This is a genomic window from Lentzea xerophila (assembly GCF_051094245.1).
GTDB lineage: Bacteria > Actinomycetota > Actinomycetes > Mycobacteriales > Pseudonocardiaceae > Lentzea > Lentzea xerophila.
In genome coordinates this window covers 5455532-5481924 of the sequence record NZ_CP194934.1, presented here as the reverse complement: position 1 = coordinate 5481924, position 26393 = coordinate 5455532, and the positions used below count along the sequence as shown (strand labels likewise).

The 26393-nt window shown below is 69.1% G+C and carries 23 protein-coding genes; 16 read left to right on the top strand and 7 right to left on the bottom strand.

Annotation, left to right across the window (positions count from 1 at the left end):
- The first annotated feature begins 74 nt into the window (after positions 1 to 74).
- From ACRSBM_RS26220 to ACRSBM_RS26195, 6 genes are read left to right on the top strand one after another with little or no spacing between them, the layout of a single operon-like run.
- Positions 75 to 1334, top strand: a complete 1260-nt coding sequence (locus ACRSBM_RS26220; protein ID WP_434447009.1) for an amidohydrolase family protein — start codon at positions 75 to 77, stop codon at positions 1332 to 1334.
- On the top strand, positions 1334 to 2887 hold the full coding sequence (locus tag ACRSBM_RS26215) for an MFS transporter (protein ID WP_434447007.1): 1554 nt from the start codon (positions 1334 to 1336) through the stop codon (positions 2885 to 2887). The genes ACRSBM_RS26220 and ACRSBM_RS26215 overlap by 1 nt, the downstream gene beginning before the upstream one ends.
- A 12-nt stretch (positions 2888 to 2899) precedes the next feature.
- Positions 2900 to 3280: a RidA family protein gene (locus tag ACRSBM_RS26210; RefSeq protein WP_434447005.1), complete on the top strand. Its 381-nt coding sequence runs from the start codon at positions 2900 to 2902 to the stop codon at positions 3278 to 3280.
- An 11-nt stretch (positions 3281 to 3291) separates the two neighbouring features.
- Positions 3292 to 3825 (top strand): thiamine pyrophosphate-binding protein, encoded by a 534-nt coding sequence (locus ACRSBM_RS26205; protein WP_434447003.1) that lies wholly within the window; start codon positions 3292 to 3294, stop codon positions 3823 to 3825.
- Positions 3825 to 4415, top strand: a complete 591-nt coding sequence (locus tag ACRSBM_RS26200) for a thiamine pyrophosphate-dependent enzyme (RefSeq protein ID WP_434447001.1) — start codon at positions 3825 to 3827, stop codon at positions 4413 to 4415. The genes ACRSBM_RS26205 and ACRSBM_RS26200 overlap by 1 nt, the downstream gene beginning before the upstream one ends.
- Positions 4412 to 5794, top strand: a complete 1383-nt coding sequence (locus tag ACRSBM_RS26195; protein ID WP_434446999.1) for an aldehyde dehydrogenase family protein — start codon at positions 4412 to 4414, stop codon at positions 5792 to 5794. Before ACRSBM_RS26200 ends, ACRSBM_RS26195 begins: the two co-directional genes overlap by 4 nt.
- Positions 5795 to 5896: 102 nt before the next feature.
- On the opposite strand, the gene ACRSBM_RS26190 is transcribed toward ACRSBM_RS26195, so the two are convergent.
- Both ACRSBM_RS26190 and ACRSBM_RS26185 read right to left on the bottom strand, forming a co-directional pair.
- Positions 5897 to 6457 carry a carboxymuconolactone decarboxylase family protein gene (locus ACRSBM_RS26190; RefSeq protein ID WP_434446997.1) on the bottom strand — a complete coding sequence of 187 codons (561 nt, stop codon included), beginning with the start codon at positions 6455 to 6457 and terminating at the stop codon, positions 5897 to 5899.
- A gap of 288 nt (positions 6458 to 6745) precedes the next feature.
- Complete coding sequence (locus ACRSBM_RS26185; RefSeq protein ID WP_434446995.1) at positions 6746 to 7687, bottom strand: hypothetical protein; 942 nt, start codon at positions 7685 to 7687, stop codon at positions 6746 to 6748.
- Positions 7688 to 7913: 226 nt separating this feature from the next.
- Between ACRSBM_RS26185 and ACRSBM_RS26180 the strand changes: the two genes are divergently transcribed.
- Positions 7914 to 9119, top strand: a complete 1206-nt coding sequence (locus tag ACRSBM_RS26180) for a peptidoglycan DD-metalloendopeptidase family protein (RefSeq protein WP_434446994.1) — start codon at positions 7914 to 7916, stop codon at positions 9117 to 9119.
- A gap of 539 nt (positions 9120 to 9658) precedes the next feature.
- Here the strand turns inward: ACRSBM_RS26180 and ACRSBM_RS26175 are convergent.
- On the bottom strand, positions 9659 to 11323 hold the full coding sequence (locus ACRSBM_RS26175; protein WP_434446992.1) for an RICIN domain-containing protein: 1665 nt from the start codon (positions 11321 to 11323) through the stop codon (positions 9659 to 9661).
- A 544-nt stretch (positions 11324 to 11867) separates the two neighbouring features.
- Between ACRSBM_RS26175 and ACRSBM_RS26170 the strand changes: the two genes are divergently transcribed.
- On the top strand, positions 11868 to 13253 hold the full coding sequence (locus tag ACRSBM_RS26170) for a carbohydrate-binding protein (protein ID WP_434446990.1): 1386 nt from the start codon (positions 11868 to 11870) through the stop codon (positions 13251 to 13253).
- A gap of 125 nt (positions 13254 to 13378) precedes the next feature.
- On the opposite strand, the gene ACRSBM_RS26165 is transcribed toward ACRSBM_RS26170, so the two are convergent.
- From ACRSBM_RS26165 to ACRSBM_RS26155, 3 genes are all read right to left on the bottom strand, one after another.
- Entirely contained in the window at positions 13379 to 14875 is a 1497-nt protein-coding gene (locus tag ACRSBM_RS26165) for a family 43 glycosylhydrolase (RefSeq protein ID WP_434446989.1), read from the bottom strand.
- Positions 14876 to 14919: 44 nt separating this feature from the next.
- Positions 14920 to 15870, bottom strand: coding sequence for an arabinan endo-1,5-alpha-L-arabinosidase (locus ACRSBM_RS26160; protein ID WP_434446987.1), 951 nt, complete (start codon positions 15868 to 15870; stop codon positions 14920 to 14922).
- A gap of 730 nt (positions 15871 to 16600) precedes the next feature.
- Complete coding sequence (locus ACRSBM_RS26155; RefSeq protein WP_434446985.1) at positions 16601 to 17122, bottom strand: MarR family winged helix-turn-helix transcriptional regulator; 522 nt, start codon at positions 17120 to 17122, stop codon at positions 16601 to 16603.
- Positions 17123 to 17475: 353 nt separating this feature from the next.
- On the opposite strand from ACRSBM_RS26155, the gene ACRSBM_RS26150 reads away from it, so the two are divergent.
- The 6 genes from ACRSBM_RS26150 to ACRSBM_RS26125 all read left to right on the top strand — a co-directional run bounded on the left by ACRSBM_RS26150 (position 17476) and on the right by ACRSBM_RS26125 (position 22971).
- The gene (locus ACRSBM_RS26150) at positions 17476 to 18678 is read left to right on the top strand and encodes a cytochrome P450 (protein ID WP_434446983.1); all 1203 of its coding nucleotides are present in this window, start codon (positions 17476 to 17478) and stop codon (positions 18676 to 18678) included.
- Positions 18675 to 18866 (top strand): ferredoxin, encoded by a 192-nt coding sequence (locus ACRSBM_RS26145; RefSeq protein WP_434446981.1) that lies wholly within the window; start codon positions 18675 to 18677, stop codon positions 18864 to 18866. The genes ACRSBM_RS26150 and ACRSBM_RS26145 overlap by 4 nt, the downstream gene beginning before the upstream one ends.
- A complete protein-coding gene (locus tag ACRSBM_RS26140; protein ID WP_434446980.1) occupies positions 18863 to 20116 on the top strand; it encodes an NAD(P)/FAD-dependent oxidoreductase in 1254 nt (417 codons plus the stop codon). The genes ACRSBM_RS26145 and ACRSBM_RS26140 overlap by 4 nt, the downstream gene beginning before the upstream one ends.
- A 44-nt stretch (positions 20117 to 20160) precedes the next feature.
- Positions 20161 to 20880: a DUF3159 domain-containing protein gene (locus tag ACRSBM_RS26135; protein ID WP_434446978.1), complete on the top strand. Its 720-nt coding sequence runs from the start codon at positions 20161 to 20163 to the stop codon at positions 20878 to 20880.
- Positions 20881 to 20884: 4 nt separating this feature from the next.
- Entirely contained in the window at positions 20885 to 22348 is a 1464-nt protein-coding gene (locus tag ACRSBM_RS26130) for an MFS transporter (RefSeq protein ID WP_434446976.1), read from the top strand.
- 89 nt (positions 22349 to 22437) lie between these two features.
- Positions 22438 to 22971 (top strand): TIGR02611 family protein, encoded by a 534-nt coding sequence (locus tag ACRSBM_RS26125; protein WP_434446974.1) that lies wholly within the window; start codon positions 22438 to 22440, stop codon positions 22969 to 22971.
- Between the two features lie 563 nt (positions 22972 to 23534).
- Here ACRSBM_RS26125 and ACRSBM_RS26120 read toward each other — a convergent pair.
- Positions 23535 to 24104, bottom strand: coding sequence for a TetR/AcrR family transcriptional regulator (locus ACRSBM_RS26120; RefSeq protein WP_434446972.1), 570 nt, complete (start codon positions 24102 to 24104; stop codon positions 23535 to 23537).
- Between the two features lie 90 nt (positions 24105 to 24194).
- Here ACRSBM_RS26120 and ACRSBM_RS26115 point away from each other — a divergent pair, with 90 nt between their 5' ends.
- A complete protein-coding gene (locus ACRSBM_RS26115) occupies positions 24195 to 25163 on the top strand; it encodes a ketopantoate reductase family protein (RefSeq protein ID WP_434446970.1) in 969 nt (322 codons plus the stop codon).
- A complete protein-coding gene (locus tag ACRSBM_RS26110) occupies positions 25160 to 26365 on the top strand; it encodes a cytochrome P450 (protein WP_434446968.1) in 1206 nt (401 codons plus the stop codon). Before ACRSBM_RS26115 ends, ACRSBM_RS26110 begins: the two co-directional genes overlap by 4 nt.
- Positions 26366 to 26393 lie beyond the last annotated feature (28 nt).

Genomic DNA, 26393 nt, shown 5'->3' with positions numbered 1-26393 from the left:
CCGCAGTGATCCTGTGAGGTCGCCTTACGGTCTCGCTCAAGACGAGAAGGCAAGAGAGGGCAAGGTGGGATGGAGTGGAGCTCAGCGAGAAGGCGGCTCTTCGCGTGCACGACGTCCGGCTGATCGACGGGACCGGTGCGGAAGTCGTGGACGACGCCGTGCTGGACGCGGGCGCCGACGGAAGGATCGTCTACGCCGGACCGGCCGCCGGGGCCCCGGCGCCGGGCAGAGACGTCCGGACCGTCGACGGCCGGGGCGGGACGTTGCTGCCCGGCCTCTTCGACTGCCACACGCACTTCGGGTTCGCGTCCACCAGGTCGCTCGTGGAGACCGCGTTCCTCCTCGACCCCGTGGTCGGCATGGTGCAGACGGCGGAACGACTGCGGCTGACCCTGGAAGCCGGCATCACGTCCGCGCGGGACCTCGGCGGACTCCCCGCGGGCTACCGCGACGCGGTGGGCGCGGGGCTCCTGCCCGGTCCGCGGCTGCAGACCTCGGTGGGCATCATCAGCCACACCGGTGGTCACGCCGACGCGACCATGCCCAGCGGCAAGGACCTGGACTTCGACTACTGCGTGCTGGCCGACGACGTCACCGCCGTGCGGACGGCCGCGAGGCGGATGATGCGCTCGGGCGCGGACGTCATCAAGATCTGCACCAGCGGCGGCATCAGCAGCGCTCACGACGACCCCGACGACGAGGACCTGCTCGACGCCGAGATCGCGGCGGTCGTCGACGAGGGCAGGCGCCGGGGTGGACGGCCGGTGGCCGCGCACGCTCAGGGACGCGCCGGTGTCCTGGCCGCGATCCGCGGTGGCGTGAGGTCGGTCGAGCACGGCTTCGGCATCGACGACGAAGGGTGCGACCTGCTCGGTGAGAGAGGTGCCTTCCTGGTGCCGACGTTGTCGACGGTGTTCCAGCCGCTCGACCCGGCGAAAACCGCCCCGTGGCGGTACGAGAAGAAACTGCGCTGGAACGAACGGGCCAAGGAGAACATCGCCGAGGCGATCAGCCGGAAGGTGGACATCGCGGCGGGAACGGACGCCGGGATCACCCCGCACGCCCAGAACGCCTTCGAGCTCCGGTGCCTCGTCGAGCTCGGGATGTCACCGATGGACGCGATCAAGGCGGCCACGTCGACCAGCGCGCGGCTGCTCGGCGTCGGAGGCACGCTCGGCTCCCTGCGGCCCGGCTACCGGGCGGATCTTGTGCTGAGCGCTCAGGACCCGTTGCGGGACATCACCTGTCTCACGAAGCCGGAGAACATCCTCCTGGTCGCACAGCAGGGCGTGATCCGCAAGAACATCGTGCCCGCCGACCCTAGGACTTCCTGATGTCACTACTGCGTGCGCTTCGTGACAAGAAGAACACCCTCTCGAAGACCATCAGGCGCAGGCCCGCGCCGGCAGCGGACTCCGAGACCGGCTCCGCAATGCAGGTCGGGACCGAGGAGGCCGAGGGGTACCTCCACCACGGGTGGACCCGCCGGGTCATCGGTTACGTCGCGATCCTGATGATGGTCAACGTCATGGTCGACAGCGTGCTCGCGTCACCGACCTTCGTCCTCCCACAGCTGGGCGAAGCCTTCCACACCAACCAGTTCGCCTGGATCGGCTCCAGCGCGATGCTCGCGGGAGCGATGTGGGCGCCCCTGCTCGGCAAGAGCGCCGACATCAACGGCAAGCGCAAGGTCCTGGTGATCACGCTGCTCGTCGCGGGCGCGGGTGGCCTGGTGTGCCTGATCGCACCGAACATCGCGGTCTTCGTGTTCGGTCGTCTCCTCCAGGGTGCCGCCGTCGCGGCGCTGTTCCTCACGGTGGCGCTCATCCGCGACATCTGCGCACCGAAGTTCGCCATGGTGGTCACCGGGTTCGTGACCTCCGGCTCGGCCGTCTTCGGCGTCATCACCCCGTTCATCCTCGAACCCGCCCTCCACGCGTTCGGCTGGCGGATCGTGTTCGTGATCTCGGCGGTTTTCGCCTGCCTGGCGGCACTTCTGGTCCGGTTGGTCATCCCGGAGAGCCGCAGGACCGCGCCGGGAACGGTCGACGTCAAGGGCGCCCTCGTGCTGGGCCTCGGTCTCGCCGGTGTCCTGGTCTACATCAGCCTCGGCCAGGTCTTCGGCTGGCTCAGCCCGATCTCCCTCGTCGTGCTCGTGGTGGGCGCCGTCGCGCTGACCTACTGGTACCGCGTGCTGAGCCTCAAGCCGCAGCCGATCGTCGACGTCCGCGGGATCTCGGCTGTCCTCGGACTGGGGCTGCTGGTCGTCATCATGGGAACCGGTGCCTACCAAAGCATGCTCCAGCTCTTCAGCATGCTCATCGAGGTCTCCCCCGGCGAAGGCCTGGGGTACGGCATCGCCGCCCCCGCCGCCCTCGGCCTGATGTTCGGCGTCCCCTCGCTCGGGATCATGCTCGGTGGCGTGGCGGCCGGCACGATCTCGGCCAGGGTGGGACCGGTCTGGAGTCTGGGGGCCGGCGTGCTGCTCGGTCTGCTCGCGACGTCCATCATGCTCGTGGCCGGAGCGGGGAGCCTGCCGCTGGCCGTGCTGTCGTCGTTCATGCTGAGCATGACCGCCGGATCGATGGTCACGTCCGGGTTCAACCTCGCGTCCGTGCTCGCACCGCCGGAGCGCCAGGGCACCGTCTCCAGCCTCGTGATGGTCATGATCGCCATCGGATCCGTGACGATGAACTTCATCGGATCGGCCGTCCTCGGCGCCACCCGGATCACGCACAACGGCGAGTCGGTCAACTCCTCTCTGGGCGTGCACAGCTACATCGCCGTGGCAGGAGTGGTTTTCGCTCTGGCCATCATTCCCACGTTCTTCCTGGTCCGGCGGATGCGCGGTCATGTCACCGTCAGCGCGCCCGTCAGCCACCTCTGACAGGAGTCCCTCATGAGTCAGGTAGCGCCGGCACATCCCGGACAGGCCAGACACCCTTACACGCCAGTGCGTGAAACCGAGACCGGTCTCGTCTTCGTCGCGGGACAGCTCGGAATCGCCGACGGCCGGATCGTCGAAGGAGGCATCGCCGAAGAGACCAGGCAGGCTTTCGCCAACCTGCACACCAGGCTCGGAGCCGTCGGTCTCGACCTGCGGAGCCTGGTGAAGATCACCGTCTACCTCACGTCGATGGCGGACCGCAACGAGATGGACGCCATCTACGAGGACGCGCTCCCGCACCCGTTGCCCGCGCGCACCTGCATCGCGGTCGCCGAGCTTCCCTACGGCGCCCGCATCGAAATCGACGCCATCGGTGTCCGGGACGGCACGTGAAGGACCTGCGAATGACCTACGCGAAAGCCGTCGCCGACGGCATCTGGGCGGCGAACGCGGTGAAGGTCGGGTACATCCCGTCGGTCACCGTGGCCCCCGTCATCAAGGCTCTGGCCGCCACCGACGGCGGCGCAGACGGGATCTCGCCCCGAGTGACCCCGCTGTCGCGGGAAGAGGAAGCCGTCGGCGTCATGGGCGCCTTCGCGCTCACCGGCGCACTGGGCGCCATCGTCATGCAGGACAACGGTTTCGGCAACGCGCTGACCGCTCTGGCGACGTTCCCGATGTCCTACCACCTGCCCCTGCTGATCTTCGCCAACGCGCGTGGGGGACTGGGGGAGTACAACTCCATGATCCACTCGATCAGCCAGCCCGTTCCCGCCGTGCTGCGGGCGGTCGGCGTGCCCGTGTACGAGCTGGACCGCCGCAACAGCACCGAAGACTGGCATGACACGGTGCGCGAGGCCGGCGTGCACGCGGTCATGACCAACCGGCCAGTGGTGGTCCTCGGCTCCTTCTGGAACACCGACGGGATGGTGGCGTGATGAAACGCATCGAGGCACTCGCCGTGCTCGCGGAGGTCTCCTGCCGCCACCCGGTGGTCGTCACGTGCGCGGCCACGAGCCGGGAGCTGGCGGCCGTGCGGGACGGCGACAACCACTTCTACCTGCTCGACGCGATGGGGCTGGTCGGCTCCGTCGCGACGGGCCTCGCCCTCGGCCTGGCCCCGGACCGGCCGAAGGTCATCGGCATCGAGGGCGACGGCTCGCTGCTGATGAACCCCAACGTCCTGCCGACCGGTGGCTACCTCGCTCCCGCCAACCTGCTTCTCGTGCTGCTCGACAACGGGGTCTACGGCTCGACAGGAGGGCTGCCCACCTATTCCTCGCGCATCGACCTCGAAGCCCTCGCGGCGGCATCGGGCTGGACGACGCGCTCGACGGACACCGCCGACGGTCTGCGGGTGACGTTCACGGAGCTGCTCAACGTCGAAGAGCCTGCCTTCCTCCACGTGCGGATCGAGCCGGGCAACGCGCCCGACACGGCGAAGCTCCTGCTCGATCCCGTCTCCCTCCGCGACCGCTTCGCGCGGTGGCTCAGGGAAGAGCACCTGGTCGCGGAGGTGAACGCGTGATCACCACAGCCGGCGTCACCACGGTGAACCCGGCGACCGGCGACCGGCTCGCCTTCCACCCGTACGCGTCACCGGACCGCATCGATCTCGTCCTCGCCACCGCGGCGGCCTCACGGTGGAGCTCCTCCGAGGTCGAGGACCGGGTCGCCGCCGTCGAAGCGCTGGGCATCGTCCTGACCCAGCGGCGGGAGGAGCTCGCGCGGCTGATCACCCAGGAGATGGGCAAGCCGATCCTGCAGGCGCGAGCGGAGATCGACAAGTGCGTCACGACGTGCCGCTACTACGCCGCGGAGCTGCCGGGCATCCTCGAGGCCGAGACCTTCGCCCTCGACGGCGACACCGCGATGGTGCGGGTGCTGCCGCTGGGGGTGGTGTTCGGGATTCTCCCGTGGAACTACCCGTGGTGGCAGGTGATCCGAGCGATGCTGCCGGCCATCGTCGCGGGCAACACCGTCGTGGTGAAACACGCGGACTCGGTCACCGGGAACGCGGTGGCGATCGAGGAGGCCTTCCGGCAGGCCTTCGGTGCGGGTGTTCTGCAGACGCTCGTCCTCGACGGCGCGACCGCGTCGAACGTCATCGCGGACCCGCGCGTGGCCGCCGTGACCTTCACCGGCAGCGACCGGGTCGGCGCTCTCGTCGCCGCTCGTGCCGGCGCCGCGGTGAAGAAGTGCGTGCTCGAACTGGGCGGGTCCGATCCGTTCATCGTGCTCCAGGACGCGAACATCGCCGATGCCGCCGCGGCCGCGGTTCGGTCGCGGTTTCTCAACAACGGCCAGAGTTGTGTCGCCGCCAAGCGGATCCTGGTCCACCGCGCGGTGCGCGACGAGTTCGTCGACGCGCTGATCCCGCACGTCGCCGCGCTGGACGTCGGAGACCCGACCGATGAGCGGTTCTCCATCGGGCCGATCGCCAGGGCGGACTTGAGGGATACGTTGCGCGAACAGCGCGACCAGGCCTTGGAGGCCGGCGGCCGAATCCTGGCTGAAGCCCCGGCGCCCGACACCGGCCGCGGCGTGTGGTTCGCGCCGTCCATCGTCGAGGTCGGCAGCGAGGACTCGACCATCCTCTCCGACGAGACCTTCGGCCCGCTCGGCGCACTGACGGTGTGCGCCGGGGAAGAGGAACTGATCGCGATCGCCAACTCGTCCCGTTACGGGTTGAGCAGCAGCGTCTGGAGCGCGGACGCCGAGCGCGCCACCGCGGTCGGCCGGCGGCTCCAGACAGGCGCCGTGTTCGTGAACATGCTGTCCGCGACCGATCCCCGCCTCCCGACCGGCGGGGTCAAGGCCAGCGGCTACGGTCGCGAGCTCGGCAGGTGGGGCGTGCACGAGCTGGCCAACCTGCAGGCCATGCGCATCCGGGCCGGCAAAGCCTGACGGCGCAAAGGTGTTTGCCCGAGGAGAGGACCCGTTGCGCGCAGCCACGGCCGCTCGCAACGGGTCCTCGGCCTCAACTCGTGATGCCCGCCCGCGGGACTGCTACTCCGCGTCGGCGGGGAGCGGCACGTCGTAGGCGTTGAGCACGAGGCAGATGCCGGCGTACTGCGCGATCAGGAACACGAGTTCCGCGGTGCCCTCGTCACCGAAGCAGTCGATCGCGGCGCGGTACAGCGCACCGGGCATGGGGGAGCCCGCGTACAGCGCTGCTGCCACGTCGTGCGCGACCTCTTCCTCCGGCAGCAGACCGGATGGCCGCTGCCCCGCGACCAAAGCAGCCACGACGTTCCGCGGGATACCGACCGCCGAGGCAACCCGACTGTGGGAGTACAGCTCGTACACCGCCCCGTACCGCGATCCGGTGGTGAGGATCGCGACCTCGCGCACGCGGGGCCCGAGGACGTTGCCGTTGGCGGTGAACCATTCGAGCAGCGGCCTGGCCAGGTGCGGGAAGCGCAGCAACACCGGGAACGGCCCGACGAGCGCGCCGTTCTCGTCCTGCGCGGTGAACGGCACCTGATCGCCCATGATCCGCCGCGCGGCCTCGTCGAGCTCCCGCTGTTCGTGCGACAGGGCACCTGGTGCGATCGGGGAAAGCCTCACTTCTCCTCCTGACATGGATGATCCGAGAAGAACAGCCTGTGCCAGGTGCGGCCCGTACGCCGGACAATGCACGATTTCCGCTGCTATCAAACGAGATCTGCACGAATTGCTGCGTCGAGTGCCGCGTCAGCAGGTGTTCCGCGGCAAGGTCGTGCGGTCGAGCTGTTGAACTGGTGTGGCTACGTCTGGGTGTCGCACGTGAGCCGGAGCGTTCTCATACTGGACACGGTGAGCGGCGCTGGGGCGGTCACCTGACTGGGCTTGAAACCGCTCCGGCAGGAGCCATCCCTAGGACCAGTCCCAGCCGATGCCGAGCACGCCCGGCTGGACGTCCTTCGCCGTCATGTGCAGCACTCGGCCCGGCGCAAGCGCGAGTTCGTCGCCGCGCACCAGCGCCGCGTCCACGCCGGGCTGCGCGAGTGTGTAGCAACGGACCGGGAGACGGGGCTCGGTGAACTGCACGCTCATCACGTACGCGCCCACGGGATAGCGGAACGCACGCCGGTAGTCGTCGGCCACCGCCCCTGTCTCCGCGATGGTGAAGCGGTACTCCAGCAGGTGGGTCTGGCCCGCGCGCAAGGTGTGGTCGAACAGCAGTTCCGCGGCGATCACCGGAGCCCCGGGGTGCCTGCGCACGCGTCCCAGCCGGCAGTTGCGCACGGCCTCCGCGCCCAGCGCGTCCGGTGGCGTGCCGTCGTCCGCGCAGTACACGGCCAGGTAGCGGTCGGGGTGCCCGGCCACCGCGCGCAGCACCTGTCTGGTGTGGACCGAGCGGAGCGTGCCGTGCCGGTCCACTGTGGCCGCGTCGTCCTGCGACCACAGGCGCAGGTCGCTGTCGGACGGACCGACCAGCGCCTCCACGATCTCCGCCAGCGACTGCGCGGGTTCCAGCATCCGCCCATAACGCCGCGGCTGTTGCTGCTTCGTCACCCACCTGCCACGCGGGCGCGGCGGCCCGAGCAGGGCTTCCAGCGAGTGCCGCGGCAGGCCGAGGATGGTCTCGATGGCCTGGACCGCGCGCAGCGAGTCGGCGCGTTCGGGACGGCTGCGGCCCAGACGCCAGTAGCTCAGCGTGGACAGGCTGACGTGGATGCCCCGGCGATCCAGGCGGTCGCGCAGGCGTTCCAGGGTGAGGCCGCTGCGCTTGAGGGCCGCGTGCAACGCGGCGTGGAACGGACCGGCGTGCAGCAGCACGTCGACCTCGTGGTCGACGTCGGGCGGAAGAACCACCGGCCCACCCCCTCCACTGTGGAAGAAACAGTTTAGAAGGCTGTTCGGGTCCGATATGACTGACGAGGGTGAGTATCCCTTCACAGTATTGGGGGCGCCTTCCACAGTTGTGAACGTCCGCCGGAGGCGACCTTGACCGCGTCGGACCACCGGTATGTCATCGGCGCGGCGGCCCCTGCAAGAGCCGCCGAATCCCTGCACTGTGCCGATTTCCGCTGGAGGGCACATGTCCCGTCCGTTGTCCGCGCGCCGATTCGCCGCGCTTCTCTCCGCTCTCGCGACCGGTGCGGCGGTGCTGGCCGCGCCGTCCGCGACGGCCGCCGAGACCGACCTCGCCACGACCGTTCGCGCCACCATGCTCCAGCAGCACGGCGACGCGCTGAAGCGGCAGTGGGACACGCAGACCTTGCGTGAACCGCTGTTCGAGCCGACCCGCAGGTCCGGTGCGTGGGTGTTCGGCAGCACCACCATCCCGATGGCCGATGGCCAGGAGCACGGGGCACCGCACATGGCGTTGTTCCTGGCCCGCAAGGAACGGTCCGCGTGGCGGGTCGAGCTCGACGGTACCGCCGGATTCTCCGCTCTCGCAGCCCAGGCGCCGTCCGGCGTGCTCAGCGACGGTGAGAAGCGCACGTTCGCGGCCAACCAGAACAACCGCGCGCAGGCGCTCGCGCCCACCGGCCTCGGTCTGCCGTGGCCGGTGAACGTGGCGTGGTGGATGGGCGGCGGTCCGCACGGCAACAGCGGCAACAGCCGGCCGTTCAGTTCCATCGACTTCAACGGCGGCGACGGCCGAGTCTTGTCCGCCGGCAACGGCCGCGTCTACAAGAGCTGCATCGTCGGCCGTAGTGCACTCGTGAAAGTCGTGCACGACAACGGTTACAGCACCACCTACTACCACATGTACAACCTGACGACGCTCGCCGACGGCAGCGCCGTGCGCACCGGCACGTACCTCGGCAACATCGGCAACGAACTGCCGTGCGGCGGTTCGAGCAGTGGCGCGCACGTGCACTTCTCGTTGCTGCGCGGCAACACCCACATGAGCGTCAACGGGATGACGATCGGCGGCTGGACGTTCTACGAAGGCTCGCGGGCGTACGCCGGCTATGCGCAACGCGGCAGCACGCGCGTGTCCGTCGGCGGCCGGATCACTAACTACGGCGGTGGTGGTACGACGCTGCCCACCGGCACGGTCGACGCGGGTCCGAACAGCACGGTGAACCTGCGGTCCGGCCCCGGCCTGAGCTACTCGGTCGAGGGCACGGTCGCGGACGGCGCGGTGGTGTCCATCGCGTGCACCAGCCGCGGTGAGGCCGTCGAGGGTGTCTGGGGCCGCACCGATCTGTGGAACCGGCTCGAAGACGGCATGTGGATCAGCGACGGTTTCGTCGACACCGGCTCGAACGACCCGGTTGCTCCGAGCTGCTGATCCCGCAAACGGTGAATGAGGACAAGTCTCAAAGCAGAGAAGCAGGCCGAGACGAATCTCGGCCTGCTTCTCTGGAGTACGCCGCCTGGAACTCGTACCCCGCAACCGCTGACCAAGAACTAGGGCCTGTATCGAAGTCCATGTCCGCGATAGCCGGGCCTGAGGCGGCCCCTGGCGGCACGGCCGGACGGCCCACATACAACACCGGTATGCGGGCCGTCCGGCCGCACCACCAGAAACCACCTCAGGCGCGACTCTCATCGAACGGGACTTCGATACCGGCCCTAGCAGCGGCTCGCTCCGCCCCCACAACTCGTCGGACACGATCCAGGGAAGCTGCTCGCCCTCCCCCTTCTGTCCCCACTGTTCGTCGGCCTGCTGCTGTCGGCAGCGCTCCCATTCGTCCCGATCACTTCGTACGCTCCGAGGTAGGCGAGCGCCGTCGCCGCCGGGCTTGCCCGTTCGCGGAGGAGGCCGGGCCGGGCCGGCACGGCTGACGTGCCGACCCGGCCCGGCTCGAAGTGGCGGCGGTGGTTCGGTCAGAGCGCGACGGGCTTGCCGCCGAGGGTGACGAGGAGTCTGCCGTCGGTGGCGAAGGACCAGCCGAGCGCGCCCGTGTAGCCGGCGCAGCGGGAACCGTTGGTACCCGTCCAGAACTGGTTGGTGCTGTCGGCGTTGCCCACGGTCTTGTCGTTGGTGCCGCTACTGCTGCGGCAGGAGGTGTTGCTCCGGAATACGGAGGTGCCGGCGTCGAAGGAGAAGTTGCGCTGATCGTTGTCGATGCTGAGGTTGTTCGACACGGTCATGGTGCCGGGGTTGCGGTTGTAGGTGAAGCCGTGCTTGCCGTTGTCGAACGCGATGGTGCGGCGGATGACGTGCGGTACGGCGATGTCCTCGCCGCCGAGCTTGAAGCCGTTGCGGTCACCGGCTCCCGCCTGGCCGCCGTTGCTCAGCGTGCCGTTCTCGTACGCCAGGGAGTCCTCGATCGTGACCGCGCCGATGGCGCCCGTGCCGGACTTGGTGTAGAGGTCCCAGCCGTCGTCGATGTTGTTGTGCGCCACCGAATAGCGGAACACATTGCCCGGCCCCGAGGTCAGCTTCGCGGCGAAGCCGTCGGCGTCTTCACCGTCGGAGTCGGCGTTGTCGTGTGACTCCGCGCTGAGGATCAGGTTGTTGGCCGGCCACTGGTCCTTCGGCGTACTGGACAGCATCCGGGAGAGCTGCAGGCCGGTGTCGCGGTTGAAGCGGGTGATGGTTCGTTCGAAGATGTTGTTGCTGCCGCCGACGAAGATGCCGTTGTCACCGGCCCGTTCTACGGTGACGCCGTAGACGTGCCAGTACGAGCCGTTCACGGCCAGACCGCGGTTGGCCGGGTCCTCGGACTGCGCCGAGAAGTTCAGCACAGGCTTCTCGCCCTGGTAGGCCATCAGCTTCTTGCGGGCGCTGGACGTGCCGTTGTTGGTCTGCGGGATCGTCACCGTCTGCGAGAAGCTGTAGGTGCCGCCACGCAGGAAGATCGTGCCGCCCGCGGCTACGCGGGGGAGGGCGGACGTCAGTGTCGTCGGATCCGAGATCGACCCGCTCGCGCCGTCACGGCCGGTCGGCGAGACGTACAGCGCGTCGGCGGGCGGCATGCCGGTGGTGGTCGTGGTTGGGCCGGTGGTGGTCGTGGTGGTGGTAGAAGTCGTCGTGCTCGTCGGTCCACCGCCGGCCGGCGCGAGCGTCCACTGCTTGGTGGCCGCGCCGTCGCAGGAGTTGGTCTGCACCAACGCTCCTGCCGTCGTGGCGTTGTCCTTGACGTTCATGCACTTGCCGCCGTTGGCGTTGACCAGGCGGTAGTTGCCGCCGCTCGCGGTCAGCGCCCACACCTGGCTCGCGGCGCCGCTGCACGCCTCCAGCTGGATCGGCTTGCCCGCACTGGTCGACGCGTCCCGCACGCCGACGCACAGTCCACCCGCGCTGATCCGGAACCCGCCGCCGACCTCTGCCAGCACCCACTCCTGGCCGGCGCACGCTTCCTGCCGGAGCTGCGTGCCACTGGACGGACTCGCGCCCGCGTCGAGGCACTGCCCGCTGCCGCCGTTCCTCACCGAGTACGTGCCCGCGCCGATCGCGGCGTTCGCGGGCGCGGCGATGCTGGGCCACACCGCGAGCGTGGTGACCAACGCGACGACCGCGCCTCCCGAGACGAGTCCACTGCGCACGCCCCGCTTTCTCGCCGAGCGCGCAGAATGCTCCGGTGTGCCCATGACGACTTCACTCCTCAACGCCTCAAGGGAAAAGAGGTCCGGCCGGACCTCTTCCGTGGCGGCGGAAGCTGTCGAAATCCGGGCGGTTGAAACCGATTTCCTGGCGGATGCTATGAGGTTTTCCGCAGCCAGGTCAACGATGAATTTGTGTCGCGCCACCGTGCTCCAGGTCGAACAAGTCGAATGTCCAGGTCATCGCCATTCGAATTGATCACCGGTGTCGTTCGATAAAGGCTGGAGGGTCATACTTGTGAACAGAGTCTGGCACCGCCTGGTCACGCTTGTGAACCTCAGCCTGTCTCGTGGGCCTTTGGTCTGCGGAAGCGCTGGCCTGCGAGCTGCTTGATCCAGCTATTCCCACCGGTTCACCAGCGTGAATCTTTGAGGTTTCCGCGAGTTGAGCGTTGCGGTTTTCAGAAACGTCGCGTTAATGTGCCGGTGAGCGCTCCCGGATCGCGTCCCAACCTGTTTCGCGACGAGTAGATCACGGAGACTTACCATGCGCGTGAAAACCCTGATTGCGTGTGTTGGCCTGCTGGGAGGCGCACTGGTCGCGGCGGCGTCGTCGACCGCGCAGGCCGCGCCTGCGCGATATGAGGCGGAGGCCTCACCGGCGGTCTGCTCCGGCACGATCGATTCCAACTGGTCCGGTTTCTCGGGCACGGGATTCTGCAACGGGTCCAACTCCACCAGCGGCTACGCCCAGTTCACGGTGAACGCGGCGACATCCGGCACGGCGACGCTGGGCGTCCGGTTCGCCAACGGCACCACCACCGCCCGACCGGCCGACCTCGTCGTGAACGGTTCCACGGTGCAGACGCCGTCGTTCGAGGGCACCGGGGCGTGGTCGAGCTGGGTGACCAAGACTCTGACTGTCCAGGTGAACGCGGGTACCAACACCATCCGGTTGAACCCGACCACGGCGAACGGCCTGCCCAACGTCGACCACCTCGACTTCGAGGCCGGTGGCACCACTCCGCAACCACCTGGCGGGCTCGTCGGCTGGGCCGCCGAGGCCGGTGGCACGACCGGTGGCGCGGGCGGCACCACGGTCACCGTGAGCACGTTCGCCGACTTCCGGACCCAGGCGCAGTCCAGCGGCGCCAAGACGATCCTGGTCAACGGCATGCTGAGCGGCTCGGGCACCGTCGAGATCACCGCCGGCAAGACGATCCGCGGCGTCGGCGCGAGCTCCGGCATCTCCGGCACCACCCTCAACATCGAGGACATGAAGCCCGCCAACGTGATCATCCAGAACATGAACATCCGCGGCGTGCGCGGCAACGACGCGATCCAGATCGAGAACGCCACGCACATCTGGATCGACCACAACACGATGTCCAGCACCATCGAGAACGACCCCGACTACTACGACGGCATGCTCGACATCACCCACGGCGCCGACTACATCACCGTGTCGTGGAACGTCGTCCGCAACCACTGGAAGACCTCGCTGGTCGGCCACTCCGACAGCAACGCCGGTGAGGACCGCGGCCATCTGCGGGTCACCTACCACCACAACTGGTTCGACCGGACCTTCGAGCGAAGCCCGCGAGTGCGCTTCGGCGAAACGGTCCACGTCTTCAACAACTACTACACCAACGTCAACAACAACTCCGCCTCGTACGCGATCGCGTCCCTGATGGACGCCGGTCTGCTCGTCGAAGGCAACGTCTTCGAGAACGTGCAGCAGGCGTGCTGGTCCGCGAGCGGGTACGCCGACTCCGATCCCGGCCGGCTGGTGGCACGCAACAACTCGCTCACGAACTCTGGTCCGTGCGAGACGAACGGCACCGTCGCGCCCATCCCGTACAGCTACACCGCGGAGAACGTCGGCAGCGTCAAGTCGTCCGTCACGGCCGGCGCGGGCGTCGGCAAGCTCTGAAGGGTCACCCCATCAGCGCGGAGATCGAGAAGAACGGGTTCACCGCGCTCAGCACGAACGCCATCGATCGGGAGCGAACGGGATGGCCGGCGGCGAGGGCCGCCGGCCATCGGAGGGGTGGTCGGTCAGGCCGCGGGTTCGCCGGACGGGGCGGCGAGCCGCGTGCCGAGGCGGACCGGGGTGCCGAAGTTCGGCGTGCCGTCGGAGTTCCAGGTGAACTTCTGAGCACGCGTCGAACGGTTCATGTCGCAGCCGCCGGCGGCGCTGTCGTTGGCGTGGTAGACGATCCAGTCCTCGGTGCCGTCGGGTGACTTGAAGAACCCGTTGTGGCCAGGGGCGAACACGCCGTTGCCATCGTTGCGCTGGAACACCGGGTTCGGCGACTTCGTCCAGTGCGACCGGTTGAGCGGGTCGGACCCGGTGAGCGTGAGCAGTCCCAGCTTGTAGTCCGGACCCCAGCACGCACTGGCCGAGTACACGATCATCGCCTTCCCGTTGCGGTACAACGGCTCAGCGCCCTCGTTGACGGCACCGGTCTGCCGCTCCCAGGACAGCGTCGGCTGGCTGATCGTGCGCCGCGCGCCGCTGAGCGTGTAGGGGTTCGACATCGGGGTGATGGTCAACGACTGGGTGCCGTCCATCGCGCTGCCCATCAGGTACAGCTTGCCGCCGTGCTGGAGGATGCTCGGGTCCAGCTCCCAGGTGTTGCCCAGGTCGGCCTTGAAGCTGTAGGGCCCCATGGGATCGGTGCCGGAGGACTCCAGCACGTGCAGCCGTTGGGTGGGGTTGTAGTCCGGCACGTTCTGTCCGGCGACGTAGTAGAGGTACCAGCGGCCGTTGAGGAGGTGGAACTCCGGCGCCCACATGTTGCAGCATCCGTTCGGGCGGCCGGACAGGTTGAAGATCACCTGGTCGGTTGCGCTCGACAGCCCGGCGAGGATGCGAGATCGGCGCATGGTGATCGTGGAGTTCCACGTCGTCGTAGCCAGGTAGTAGTACCCGTTGTGGTACTGCAGCCAGGGGTCCGGGCCGTTGCGCTTGATCGGGTTGGTGAACGTTCCCGCCGCCGGCGCGCCCAGCTTCACCAGTTGCCACTGCTGGTTCGCGCCGCCGGTGTCGGGCCACTGCACGACCCGCGCGCCGTCGGCGATGGACCACTCGTAGGTCTCGACGGCCTTGCCGCTGTTGCGGTTGAGCAGCCGCACGTACCCGCCGGACGAGTCCGCGAGCCGGAACTGCTGACTGGTCGCGTTGCTGTCGGTCCACTGCACCAGGTCGGCGGCGTCGGCTGTCGAGCTGCCCGAGATCTGGAGGACTTTGTTGCTGTGCTTGGACTTGAGCCGGTAGTAGCCGCCGCCGGAGTCGATGAACTGCCACTGCTGCCACGCCCCGTCGTTGCGCGCGTACTGCGAGATCCGGGCGCCATCGTTGGTGGCGAGTTCGTAGACGTCCAAAGCTTTGCCACTGTTGCGGTTGACCAGTACGTACGACGCGTTGGTGTCCACTGTGGCCGCCGACACCGCCGGTGGCAGGGCGGAGGTGATCCCGCCGAGCAACGCGGTGGTGGTGGCCAGGACGAGGGTGGTCCGCCGTCGTCCACGACGGCTGGCGATCGAGATCATGCTCTTCTCCCTGCGAGGCGCTGCATGGGTGTCAGGCACATGCGTCAGTGGACGTAGGGCCAGCCGGCGGAGTCGATCGCCAGCAGGTTGATGCCGAGCAGGGACGCGCCGTTGTCCGCGTAGTAGTGGTAGATCAGCACGTCGCTGTCGCTGTCCGCCAGCACGTCCTGGTGCCCGGTGCCGTGGATGCCGCCCTGGCCGGCGAGGATCTCGGTGCCGCCGCCGGAGGTCAGCGTTGTGCCGTTGCGGTCGACGTAGGGGCCGGCGACGCTGGTGGAGCGGCCGACCATGACGCGGTAGGTGCTGGCGGCGCCCTGGCAGCAGCGGTCGAACGAGACGAAGAGGTAGTAATGGTTGCCGCGCTTGACGATGTTCGGTGCCTCGATGGCGCCGCCGTTGCGGCCGGCGATGGCGCGGATCGTGGAGTCGGAGCGCAGGCCGCTCGACGGGTTGAGCGCGATCATCTTGATGCCGGACCAGAAGGAGCCGAAGCTCAGCCACCAGCGGCCCTGGTCGTCGACGACGAGGTCGGGGTCGATGGCGTTGTAGTTGTCGCTGGTGCGCGACTCGATGACCAGGCCGCGGTTGGCCCACGTGCCGGAGTTGCCGCTGGGGCTGGTGGCCAGGAAGATGGCCGAGCGGTTGGAGCCGAACGTCGAGGCCGAGTAGTACATCCAGTACTGGCCGTTGCGGTAGGAGATGTCCGGCGCCCAGAGGTTGCGGCTGTTCGCCGTGTAGGTGTTGGCCCACGGCGTGCCGCCGGGGAAGGCGGCGCCGGCGTTGCGGAACGCGATGCGGTCGGTGGAGGTCTTGAGCGCGATTCCGTTGCCGGTGTGCGCGATCAGGTAGCTGCCGTCCGAGCGCTTGACGGCGCTCGGGTCGTGCACGCCGATGTCACCGGTGACTCGGCCCGGGGCGGGGTAGGCCGCCGACGCGGACGGTGCCACCGCGATGGTGACGACTAAGGCCAGCAGCGGTGTCAAAACGCGTTTCATCGATGAGACCACGATGTCCTCGACTTCTGGCGAGTGGTTGCGGCGGCGCGGGTGTGTTGCCGATCCGCGGTGGACGCGTCGGCTGGTGGGGTGTGGAGCAGTGTCAGCGCGAGTGGCAGAACGTCCGGTGCCGGAGTGGTGATCTGTGCGGTGCCAGGACGTCGGCCGCCCGGAAGGGCGTCTGCGTGCGTGAGCCCATGCCTCGCCTCCTCGCGAGCGGGAATCGGAGTGGACCACCGGTCGTGTTCCGGGCTACATCACCGAAAGCGCTCTCCGCACGATAACGACGACAGGCGCAGCCGACAAGGCTTTCTGTTATCGCTAACAGGAAGTGTGCTATCGATGTGTTCGACCATGGTCGCTTCGAAAACGCGTTGAGCTGCTGTTCTTTGTGATCAATCCGAGGTGACGCGAATCTGGCGACACGGATTACGTTAGCGCTAACAGTGATCCGGGGCGAGCCCTCGCAGGCCGACAGCCCATACCCGCTCATGCCGCGAGTGAGGTGTTCAGATGCTCCGACGACTGAGCGGACAGTGTCATCACAGCGAAACGAGCACGGTCCAGACCGTGCCTGCACCCCTGATCCGCTTGTCGCGCATCTCCTCACCTGGGGGTGATCGACCCGAACCCCAGCTCGTCGACTGCGCCACCGGCTACCTGGACGGCCGGCGCGACCACGACGGTTCGTCCAGCCCAACTCAGACCAGCTTGGTCTCGGCCTCGCGCTTCACGCCCGTTCGACCGGACCCCGGTCGGTCCCACGCGAACGGCCTTGAGGCGCCCCGGTTCCCGGCATCGCCGCGCTGCCGAACACCTTCTCGCCCTCGGTGGCGAAGCGCGGCAGCAGCCGCCCGAACACCGCCCGCTCCTCGCGCGTCCAGTCGGCGCAGATGCGCCGGATCAGCGCCCTGTTGCGCACCCTCATGTCGTCGAGGAAGTCCTGGGCCGCCGGGGTCAGGCTCGCCACCATCGCGCGCCGGTCCCGCTCGTCGGGCTGCCGGGTCACCAGGCCGCGGGACTCCAGGTCGTCGAGGTGGCGTGTCACCGTCGTGCGGTCGAGGCCGAGCTCCTCGGCCAGCTGCGACACCCGCAGCGGTCCGGTGCGGTGCAGTACGAACAGCGGCGAGGCGGTGCCGCGGCGCAGCCCGGCCGAGATGCCGCCGGCGGTCCGCTCGAAGAAGTCCTCCGTCGTCCGCGTGAGCAACGCCATCGCGTCGAAGACCCGGTTCTCGAGCGTCTGGCGCGTCATCGGCCCGCGTCCTTCCCGGCCCGTCGAAGGAGGGGTCGAAGCACCTGCGTCACCGTGGGTCGTCATGCCGGCGTCACCGCGTCCAATCGTCGAGCTGGCGGAGAGGTCGCGCGGTCCACGCTGCACCGCCCGATGCGGATTCACGTGTACACCGCTGCCTAAAGCAATGTACGCGAGCGCCTGTCCTGGCACTTGGCCGACTTGAGCGGTAGCACCGGAACCACTGCCGAGATACGTGTAGACGACCGCATAGTATATGTGTACTGTGCATCCTATCTGAACGGCGGCCGAAGCTCCTGACGACCATGCCGGAGCGCGTCGCCACTCCACATCACCTCTGAAGGGAACCGCGCGTGGAACCGAACTACCCGCTGCACCTGCCGGACTTCTACATCGGTGATCCGGCACCGGCCTACCGGGACCTGCGCCACAACTCGCCGGTGCACTGGACCAGCGCCAACGGCGGGTTCTGGGGGATCACCCGCTACGAGGACATCAAGTTCATCGGCTCGCGGCCGCACCTGTTCTCGTCGGCGAAGGGGGTGCTGATGCCCGACGGCAAGCCTCGGGCGGCCGACCCGCGCCCGATGCTGATCACGACCGATCCACCGCGGCACAACGCTTTGCGCAAGCTGATCTCGAAGGGCTTCACCCCGAGGCACATCAACGCGATGGAGCCCGACGTCCGCGCGATCGTGCGCGGTGTGCTCGACTCCGCGGAGGCGGGCGTCGAACTGGAGTACGCCGAGGGGCTCGTCGCGAAGGTCCCCGTCCGCATCATCGCCGACCTGCTCGGGGCACCGGCCGAGGACTGGGAGCAGTTCCGCGCCTGGTCCGACGCCTCCGTCGGCTCTGCCGACCCCGGCATCACGTTGAGCTCGCAGGAGGCGTTCGGGGCACTGACCACCTACTTCCGCCAGCTGATCGAACTGCGGGAGCAGCGCCGCACCAACGACCTCATCTCGATCCTCATGGATGCCGAGGTCGACGGCGAGAGCCTGTCCCACGACGAGCTCATGTCGTTCCTGCACCTGCTGCTCGTCGCCGGCAACGAGACCACGCGCAACCTGATCGCGTTGGGCACCATCGCGCTGATCAACCACCCCGGGCAGCTGCGGATGCTCGTCGGCGACCCGAGCCTGATCTCCTCCGCGGTCGAGGAGATGCTGCGCTACGTCTCCCCGGTCACGCACATGACCCGCTGGGCCACCGAGGACGTCGAACTGCGCGGCAAGACCATCAAGAAGGGACAGGCGGTCGTGCTGCTCTACGGCGCCGCCAACCGCGACGAGGACGTCTTCGGCGACACCGCCGAGCGGTTCGACATCACCCGCCGGCCCAACCCGCACCTGGCCTTCGGCACCGGCGAGCACGCGTGCCTGGGCCTGTCACTGGCCCGGCTCGAGGCCCGCGTGTTCTTCGAGGAGTTCCTCGCCCGCTTCGACCGCGTCGAGCTCACCGGTGAGGTGCTGCGGATGCGCTCGACCATGGTGCCCGGCGTCCGGACCATGCACGTCCGCCTGGGTGCCGTGAACGAGAAGGCCGGTGTCCGATGAGGATCGTCCTGGACCGGGCCAGGTGCACCGGCATCGGAATCTGCGAGTCCTTCGCGCCCACCGTGTTCGAGGTGGACGACAACGGTGAACTGGTCGTGTTGTCGGCCGAGGTGCCCGAAGGCGCCCTGGACGAGGTGACCGAGGCCGTCGAGGGCTGCCCGGCCCTGGCGCTGAGGCTGGAACCGTGAACGCCCCGACGGGCCACACGGAACCCCGCTCGCTCGTGGTCGTCGGCGCCTCGCTCGCGGGTCTGCGTGCGGTCGAGGCCGCGCGCAAAGCCGGATTCGCCGGCCGCGTCACCCTGATCGGCGACGAGTCGCACCTCCCTTACGACCGGCCGCCGCTGTCGAAGCAGTTGCTGGCCCCGGCGGGCCCGACCGATCCGGTGACCTTCCGCACCCGTGCGGAGCTCGTCGACGAGCTGAACGTGGAACTCCTGCTCGGCACCCCGGCCACCGGACTCGATCCGGACGCCCAGGTCGTGCACGCCGGCGGTGCGGAGGTGGCCTACGACGCGCTGGTCATCGCCACCGGCGCCGCGGCCCGTGGCCTGCCCGGCACAGAAGGCTTGGCAGGTGTGCACGTCCTGCGGACGCTCGACGACGCACGCGCGGTTCGCCATGCTCTGGACGAGGGTGCTCGCACCGTTGTCGTGGGGGCCGGGTTCATCGGGTCCGAGGTCGCCTCGGCCGCCCGGCAGCGTGGTTCGCCGGCGACGATCGTGGAGGCGCTCCCGACCCCGCTGGTCCGCTCCGTCGGCCCCGACCTCGGTACCGCGCTGTCGTCGCTGCACACTCGCAACGGCACCGTGCTGCTCTGCGGAGAGGCCGTGGCCGCGGTGGAGGGCACCGACCGGGTCGAGGGCGTCCGCCTCACCGACGGCACCGTGATCGGCGCCGATCTGGTCGTCGTCGGGATCGGGGCGGTTCCCCGCACGGACTGGCTCGCCGGCGGCGGACTGCTCGTCGACGACGGCGTGGTCTGCGACGAGTTCCTCCGTGCCGGCGCCCCCGGCATCTACGCCGCGGGGGACGTCGCCCGCTGGCACAACCTCCTGTTCGACCGCTCGATGCGGGTGGAGCACTGGTCCGCCGCCGCCGAGCAGGGGGCGCGCGCCGCGCGCAACGCGGTGTCACCGGAAGACCTCCAGCCCTACTCGACGGTCCCGTACTTCTGGTCGGACTGGTACGGCTCGCGCATCCAGTTCGCCGGTGTCCCGACAGAAGACGGTCTCGAGATCGTCTCGGGCGACCCGGCCGGCGACCACTTCGTCGCGCTGTACCGCGAGGGTGACCGGCTGACCGGGGTGCTGACCCTGAACGGGCACCGCCACGTCATGAAGTACCGCCGGCTCATCGCCCAACGCGCCCGCTTCGACGAAGCCATCGCGTTCGCCCGGACGTCGGCGCCCACGCGCGCCGCCACCACCACTTCCTGAACTCCCGCCAACTCCGGCCTACCGCTGGAAAGGACGAGACAGCCATGACCAAGCTGCGGCAACACGACACGATGGACGACGACCACACGACCTCACCCTCCGACGCGGGTCCCACCCGAGAAGAGGCGATGCTCGCCCGCATGGGCACGCGGATGGGCTTCATCTACTCCGCTGTCCCCGTGGTCGTGTTCGTGACGGCGAACCTCTTCCTCCCCTTACCGGTGACGCTCACCGTCGCCCTGCTGACGGGGGCGGGACTGATGGTGTTCCGGCTCGTGCGCGGTGAGCGCTGGATCTCGGCCGCCGGCAGCCTGGCCGGCGTCGCGATCGCCGCCGGGATCGTGGCACTGACCGGGTCGGCGAAGAACTACTTCGCGGTGGGGATCTGGGCCTACCTGGCGGGTTTCGTGATCACCCTCGGCTCGGTGCTGCTCCGCCGGCCGGTCACCGGCGTCATCTGGAACTTCGTGCACGGCCGCAAACACCGGTGGCGGACCGATCGGGCGGTCCTTCGTGCGCACACCATCGCCACTCTCGCCGCCGCCACCGTGCTGGGTGCCCGGTTCGCCCTCCAGCAGTGGCTCTACCTCAACGACAACACCAGCGCGCTCGGTGTCGCCCGCATCGCGATGGGCACGCCGCTGTCGGCGCTCGTCGTGATCGTCATCGTGTGGGCCTTCCGCCGCAGCACCAAGCGGTTCCTCCCGAAGCACGCGGACGCCGGCGGAGGCGTGGGGAACACCAGCCACAAGCCGGCGGAGTGACCCCGTGAACCAGCCGGAACCCATGACTCCGCCACCGAGGACGCTCATCGCCGTGCTCGCCTTCGCGGGGATCACGGTGTCGTTGCAGCAGACCTTCGTCATCCCCTTGCTCCCGCACCTACCGGCGCTGCTGCACACGACCCCCGGCAACGCCTCGTGGGCCGTGACGACCACGTTGATCGTGGGGGCGGTGTCCATCCCGATCGCCGGCCGGCTCGCCGACATGTGGGGCAAGCGGCGCGTTCTGCTGTGGTGCCTCTCGTTGCTGGTCATGGGTTCCGCGGTGACGGCGCTCAGCGCCTCATGGGGCTGGTTCGTCGCCGGTCGCGCTCTGCAGGGCACCGCCGCGGGTGTGGTGTCCCTGGGCATCAGCCTGCTCCGCGACCACCTGCCGCCGCGCCGGCTGGCCTCCGCGACATCGGTGATGAGCACGTCACTCGGCGTCGGTGCCTCGCTGGGAATCCCGCTGTCGGCGTTGCTCGCGCAGTACACCGACTGGCGGGTCCTGTTCTGGGCCGCGGGCGGACTGGCCACCGCGGCGGGTGTTCTCGTCCTGCTCGTCGTGCCCCGTGCGTCGCGGTCGCGGGGCGGCCGGTTCGACCCGCTGGGGGCGCTGCTGCTCTCGGGCGCGCTGGTCTGCCTCTTCCTGGCTGTCTCCCAGGGCGGTACCTGGGGATGGACCGGCGGCCTCACCCTCGGGTCGTTCGCGGGCGCGGCCACGCTGCTGGTGCTGTTCGGCGTGTGGGAGCTGCGCACACCGCAGCCGCTCATCGACCTGCGGGTGAGCCGCCGGCCGCAGGTCCTGCTCACCAACACCGCTTCGCTGGTCTTCGGCTTCGCCATGCTGACCAACTCGCTGGTGTTCACCCAGCTCCTGCAGGCGCCCACGACGACGGGGTACGGGTTCGGCGAGTCGATGCTCGTCGCCGGCCTCCTGCAGGCGCCGGGCGGAGTGTGCATGATCGCCATGTCGCCGGTGTCGGCCAGGATGACCGTCCACTTCGGACCGAAGGTGACGCTCATGTCCGGTGCCCTGGTCCTCGCGTGCAGCTACGGCTTCGCGGCGCTGTGGCACGCCCAGCTCTGGCAGTTGCTCGTCTGCACCGCCCTTGTCGGATCCGGCATCGGACTCGCCTACGGGGCAATGCCCTCGCTGGTCATGGACGCGGTCCCCGCCGGTCAGACCGCGGCGGCCAACGGCCTGAACAACCTCTGCCGGTCGTTGGGCACCTCCACCGCCGGCGCGGTGACCGGGCTGCTCCTGGCCGCCGGGACCACGACGGTGAACGGGCGTGCCGTCCCGGACCCGGCCGCGTTCACCACCGTCCTGCTGGCCGGCGCGTCGGCGGCGCTGCTCGCCCTTGCCGTTGCCGCCTTCATCCCTCGTCGCCGCCCGGCCACGACGGCCGACCTCCCGCTCGCCACACCGACTGCCGTGCTGCGGCACGAGCCGAGCCCCACTCCCTAGCCGGCGGATCCCGCCCGCCGTCGGTGAGGCAGCAGCCGGCGCCCCGGCCCGGACGGGCTTCCTCTCCACCAGCATCGGACAGGACCTCCATGGAGCAGGCCCCCACTTCCCCGACCTCGTCTCCGACTCGGCCCACCGCCCCGGAGGCGATCGACGACGGCGCCGCGAGCCGGCCCCGCAGACGCCGGCCCCTTGGCGGCGCCCGAACCCACCTTGCCCTCGTCAAAGGTCATCTGCGTGCGATCCGCATCCGGATCGAGGACCGTCCCACGCTGCGCCGAGCCTGGCAGGTCTGCGTCACCGTGGTCGGGTTCGCCGTTCTCGGGCTCGGAGTACTCGCCATTCCCTACCCCGGCCCCGGCTGGCTCATCGTGTTCGCCGGCCTGGTAATCCTCGCCACCGAATTCGTCTGGGCCCACCGGCTCCTGCGCTACGCGCGCCGGCACTACGACGGCTGGACCGCCTGGGTCCGTCGGCAGAACCGCCTGGTCCAGTTCGTGGTGCTCGTCGTCACCGCCATCGTCCTCGGGGTGACTCTGTGGCTGATGGGTGGCCTGTGGCTCGTGGCCGGCCAGGTCGGGCTGACCGACTGGGCCTGGTTGCAGAGCCCGCTGTTCGGTTGACGCTCCGACCCGAGCATGGTGCCTTCCGCCGCGGACTCTCACGCGCCGAATGACGCTGTGCAGTCGTCCGCTCGTCGGCTACTTGTTTACTGGTGGCACGATCGGTGCCCGGCCAGGCCCCGGTCGAGGTGTTCGGCGGGGCGCTCTCTCATCGGCTGCCCACCGCGCGGTTGGGTGTGGCTCTCACATGGCATGCCTCTCGCCGAGCACTTCGCGACGCAGCGGCCCGCTCATTCTCCGGGGCGCGGCAGGCCCCAGGGGTGGAGGAAGCCCAATGGCTGAGCGGATATGGCGTGAGAAGGACCTGGCCAGGCGTGCTCGCCGGCGCCTGGCCGTGCTGCGGCACGTCGACGAGGTCAGCGGCAATGTGGCCGCGACCTGCCGCTGTCAGCGACGCTTCTGGGGCGCAGCCCATGACGGACGGCGTTCCCGAAGCAGTGCTGCGCAACGGACTTGTCCGCGAGGCGAACCAGCTCAAGGGTGACCACCCCGGACCACATCGTCGCCGCCGTACCCCTGACCGGATCCTTCGCTCGCGGCAGGCGAGCTCGTGGTGCACCTCGTCATAGCGGGCGGCGCAGCCCGTCCAGCACGAGGGTGATGAGATCGTCGGCCTCGGCCCGCCAGCGGGGGCGGTCATGGGCCGCGCCGATGCCGTGCAGCGCCATCATCACGGCACCGGAATCCACGTCGTCGCGAACGGCGCCGTCCCGCGCGGCGGCGGCCACCAGGTCGGCGACAGCCTGCTCCAGCGCCTGGCTGTCCTCGGCGAGGGTGCCCGAGTGATCGGCCATGAGCGTGGCCAGCGTCCGGGCCAGGCCCTGGTGGGCATCTATGTGGTCGACCATGCCGCGCAGGAAGGTCGCCAAAGCCTCCGCCGCGGGCAGCGTGCCCTGTAGCTGGCGGGCGCGGTCGCACAGCGCGGCTACTTCGTCGTGGTAGACCGCCGCGGCCAGTGCCTCCCGGGTGGGGAAGTGGCGGTACAGCGTGCCGGTGCCCACGCCGGCCAGGCGGGCGAAGTCATCGAAGCGCAGGTCGAAGAAGTCGCCGGCGTCGAAGACCTCTCGTGCCTTGGCGATCAGGAGATCGCGGTTGCGTTGGGCGTCGGCCCGCAGCGGCTTGTCGGCGGTCATGCACGTACCTCGCGTTGACAAATGGAGATAACCTCCATATTTTGAAAGTGGAGATGATCTCCAGATCGATCGTACCCCACGAGGTGCAGCGTGAAGATCCTGATGTTCGGCCGAGGCGTGATCGCCACCTTCTACGGCTGGGTCCTGCAATCGGCGGGGCATGAAGTCGAGTTCTACGTCCGGCCGGGTCGCGCGGCGACGTACGGAGACGCGGTGGACCTCGACGTGTTCGACACGCGGCGCCGGGTGTGGAGGCAGCGCGTCGTCGAGACGTGGCCGGTGCGCTACCGCGAGGCGCTGGAGCCGGACCACGACTTCGACCTGATCGTGCTCAGCGTGCCGCACCACCGCCTCGCGGAGGCGACGGCCTTCCTGGCGCCGCGTGTCGGCCAGGCCACGGTGCTGGTCTTCGGCAACATCTGGACCGAGCCGCTGGACGCGATCGGCGCACTCCCCGTCGAGCAGGTCGCCTGGGGCTTTCCCCACGCCGGTGGGGGTTTCGGCGCGGACGGCGTGCTCCGTGGGGCGCTGTTTCCGTCGGTCATCTTCGGCACCCTCGGCCAGCCTCTGACCGACCGGGAGCGGGCCGTGCGCCAGGTGTTTCGCGAGGCCGGGCTCCGGATCAGGGAGCAGCCTGACTTCCGCGGCTGGCTGTGGGTCCATTTCGTGTCGGATGCCGGCCTGTTCTCGCAGGCCCTGCGGCTGGGTTCCCTGTCAGAGCTGGCCGGGGCGACGGGCGACCTGCGCGAGGGGCTGCTGGCTGGCCGCGAGCTGCTGCCGCTCCTGCAGGCACGCGGCCTCGACCTGCGACGGCACCAGGGAGGTCTGCTGCTGTTCCGGGTGCCCGCCTGGCTGATGGCCCCCGTGCTCGCCTGGCTCACTGCTCATGTCGCGCCCGCGCGCGTGAATTTCGCGGCGCACTCCGACCCCGACGCCGAGGAGCCGCGTGCGGTCTGCCGGGACGTCCTGGCCGAAGCACGACGGTTGGGCGTCTCGGTACCGCGACTGGCAGCGGCGGAACCGAACTTCGCCCGTGACGTCGTGGAAGGAAAGTCATGACTACCACTGAGAAGCACGAGTTCCCGATGGCCCGTACGTGCCCGTTCGCGCCGCCGCCGGCGTACGAAGAGATCCGCGAGGAGGAGCCGGTCTCGCGGGTTCGTCTGCCCGGCGGCGGGTGGGCCTGGGCGGTCAGCCGCCACGAAGACGTGCGAACCGTGCTGAGCGACCGGCGGTTCAGCGCCGACCGGCAGCACCCGGACTTCCCGCAGCTGGTCAGGGGCGAGGCGGCGTCCCGGCGGCCGGACGACGAGCGCACGCTGATCGAGATGGACGCACCCGAGCACGGGCCGGCGCGCAGGGCCGTGCTCGGCGAGTTCACGGTGCGGCGGTTGGAGGCGCTGCGGCCGCGGATCCAGGAGATCGTCGACGGGCGGATCGACGCGCTGCTGGCCGGGCCGCGGCCCGGTGACCTGGTGGACGCGCTGTCGCTGCCGGTCCCGTCACTGGTGATCTGCGAGATGCTGGGTGTGCCGTACGCCGACCATGAGTTCTTCCAGGAACACACGGTGAAGGTGATCAAGCAGTCGACGCCGCCCGAGGAGCGGTGGGCGGCCATGAGGGCCATCCAGGGCTACATGGCCGACCTCATCGCGGAGAAGGAAGAGAACCCGCCGGACGACCTGCTCGGGCGGCAGATCGTCAAGCTGCGCGCGGACGGCACCTACCGGCGGACTGCACTGGCCGGCATGGGTTTCCTGCTGCTCGTGGCCGGCCACGAGACGACGGCGAACATGATCTCGCTGTCGACCGTGGCGTTCCTGCGCAACCCGGCGCAGCTCGCGATGATCAAGGCAGACCCGGGCACCACGCGCAACGCGGTCGAGGAGATGCTGCGGTACTTCACGATCGTCGACGTGGCGACGGCCCGGCTGTGCGTCGAGGACATCGAGGTCGGCGGGCAGCTGATCCGCGCCGGCGAAGGAGTGCTGGCGCTCGGTTATTCGGCCAACCGGGACCCACGGGCGTTCGAGAACCCGGACGAGCTCGACATCGCGCGCGGCGCACGCAACCACGTCGCGTTCGGCTTCGGGCCGCACCAGTGCCTGGGCCAGAACCTGGCTCGGATGGAGCTGCAGATCGTGTTCGACACGCTGTTCCGCCGCGTCCCCACGCTGGAGCTGGCGATGGACATCGACGAGCTGCCGTTCAAGGATGACGCGAACGTCTATGGCCTGTACCAGCTTCCGGTGACCTGGTAGCGGACGTACTGCCATCCCGCCTCAGAGG

Coding starts and splice junctions, on each gene's coding strand:
- ACRSBM_RS26215 (WP_434447007.1), top strand. CDS start 1,334: ATGTCACTACTGCGTGCGCTTCGTGACAAGAAGAACACCCTCTCGAAG.
- ACRSBM_RS26210 (WP_434447005.1), top strand. CDS start 2,900: ATGAGTCAGGTAGCGCCGGCACATCCCGGACAGGCCAGACACCCTTAC.
- ACRSBM_RS26205 (WP_434447003.1), top strand. CDS start 3,292: ATGACCTACGCGAAAGCCGTCGCCGACGGCATCTGGGCGGCGAACGCG.
- ACRSBM_RS26200 (WP_434447001.1), top strand. CDS start 3,825: ATGAAACGCATCGAGGCACTCGCCGTGCTCGCGGAGGTCTCCTGCCGC.
- ACRSBM_RS26180 (WP_434446994.1), top strand. CDS start 7,914: ATGTCCCGTCCGTTGTCCGCGCGCCGATTCGCCGCGCTTCTCTCCGCT.
- ACRSBM_RS26170 (WP_434446990.1), top strand. CDS start 11,868: ATGCGCGTGAAAACCCTGATTGCGTGTGTTGGCCTGCTGGGAGGCGCA.
- ACRSBM_RS26165 (WP_434446989.1), bottom strand. CDS start 14,875: ATGATCTCGATCGCCAGCCGTCGTGGACGACGGCGGACCACCCTCGTC.
- ACRSBM_RS26160 (WP_434446987.1), bottom strand. CDS start 15,870: ATGAAACGCGTTTTGACACCGCTGCTGGCCTTAGTCGTCACCATCGCG.
- ACRSBM_RS26155 (WP_434446985.1), bottom strand. CDS start 17,122: ATGACGCGCCAGACGCTCGAGAACCGGGTCTTCGACGCGATGGCGTTG.
- ACRSBM_RS26145 (WP_434446981.1), top strand. CDS start 18,675: ATGAGGATCGTCCTGGACCGGGCCAGGTGCACCGGCATCGGAATCTGC.
- ACRSBM_RS26135 (WP_434446978.1), top strand. CDS start 20,161: ATGACCAAGCTGCGGCAACACGACACGATGGACGACGACCACACGACC.
- ACRSBM_RS26125 (WP_434446974.1), top strand. CDS start 22,438: ATGGAGCAGGCCCCCACTTCCCCGACCTCGTCTCCGACTCGGCCCACC.
- ACRSBM_RS26120 (WP_434446972.1), bottom strand. CDS start 24,104: ATGACCGCCGACAAGCCGCTGCGGGCCGACGCCCAACGCAACCGCGAT.
- ACRSBM_RS26110 (WP_434446968.1), top strand. CDS start 25,160: ATGACTACCACTGAGAAGCACGAGTTCCCGATGGCCCGTACGTGCCCG.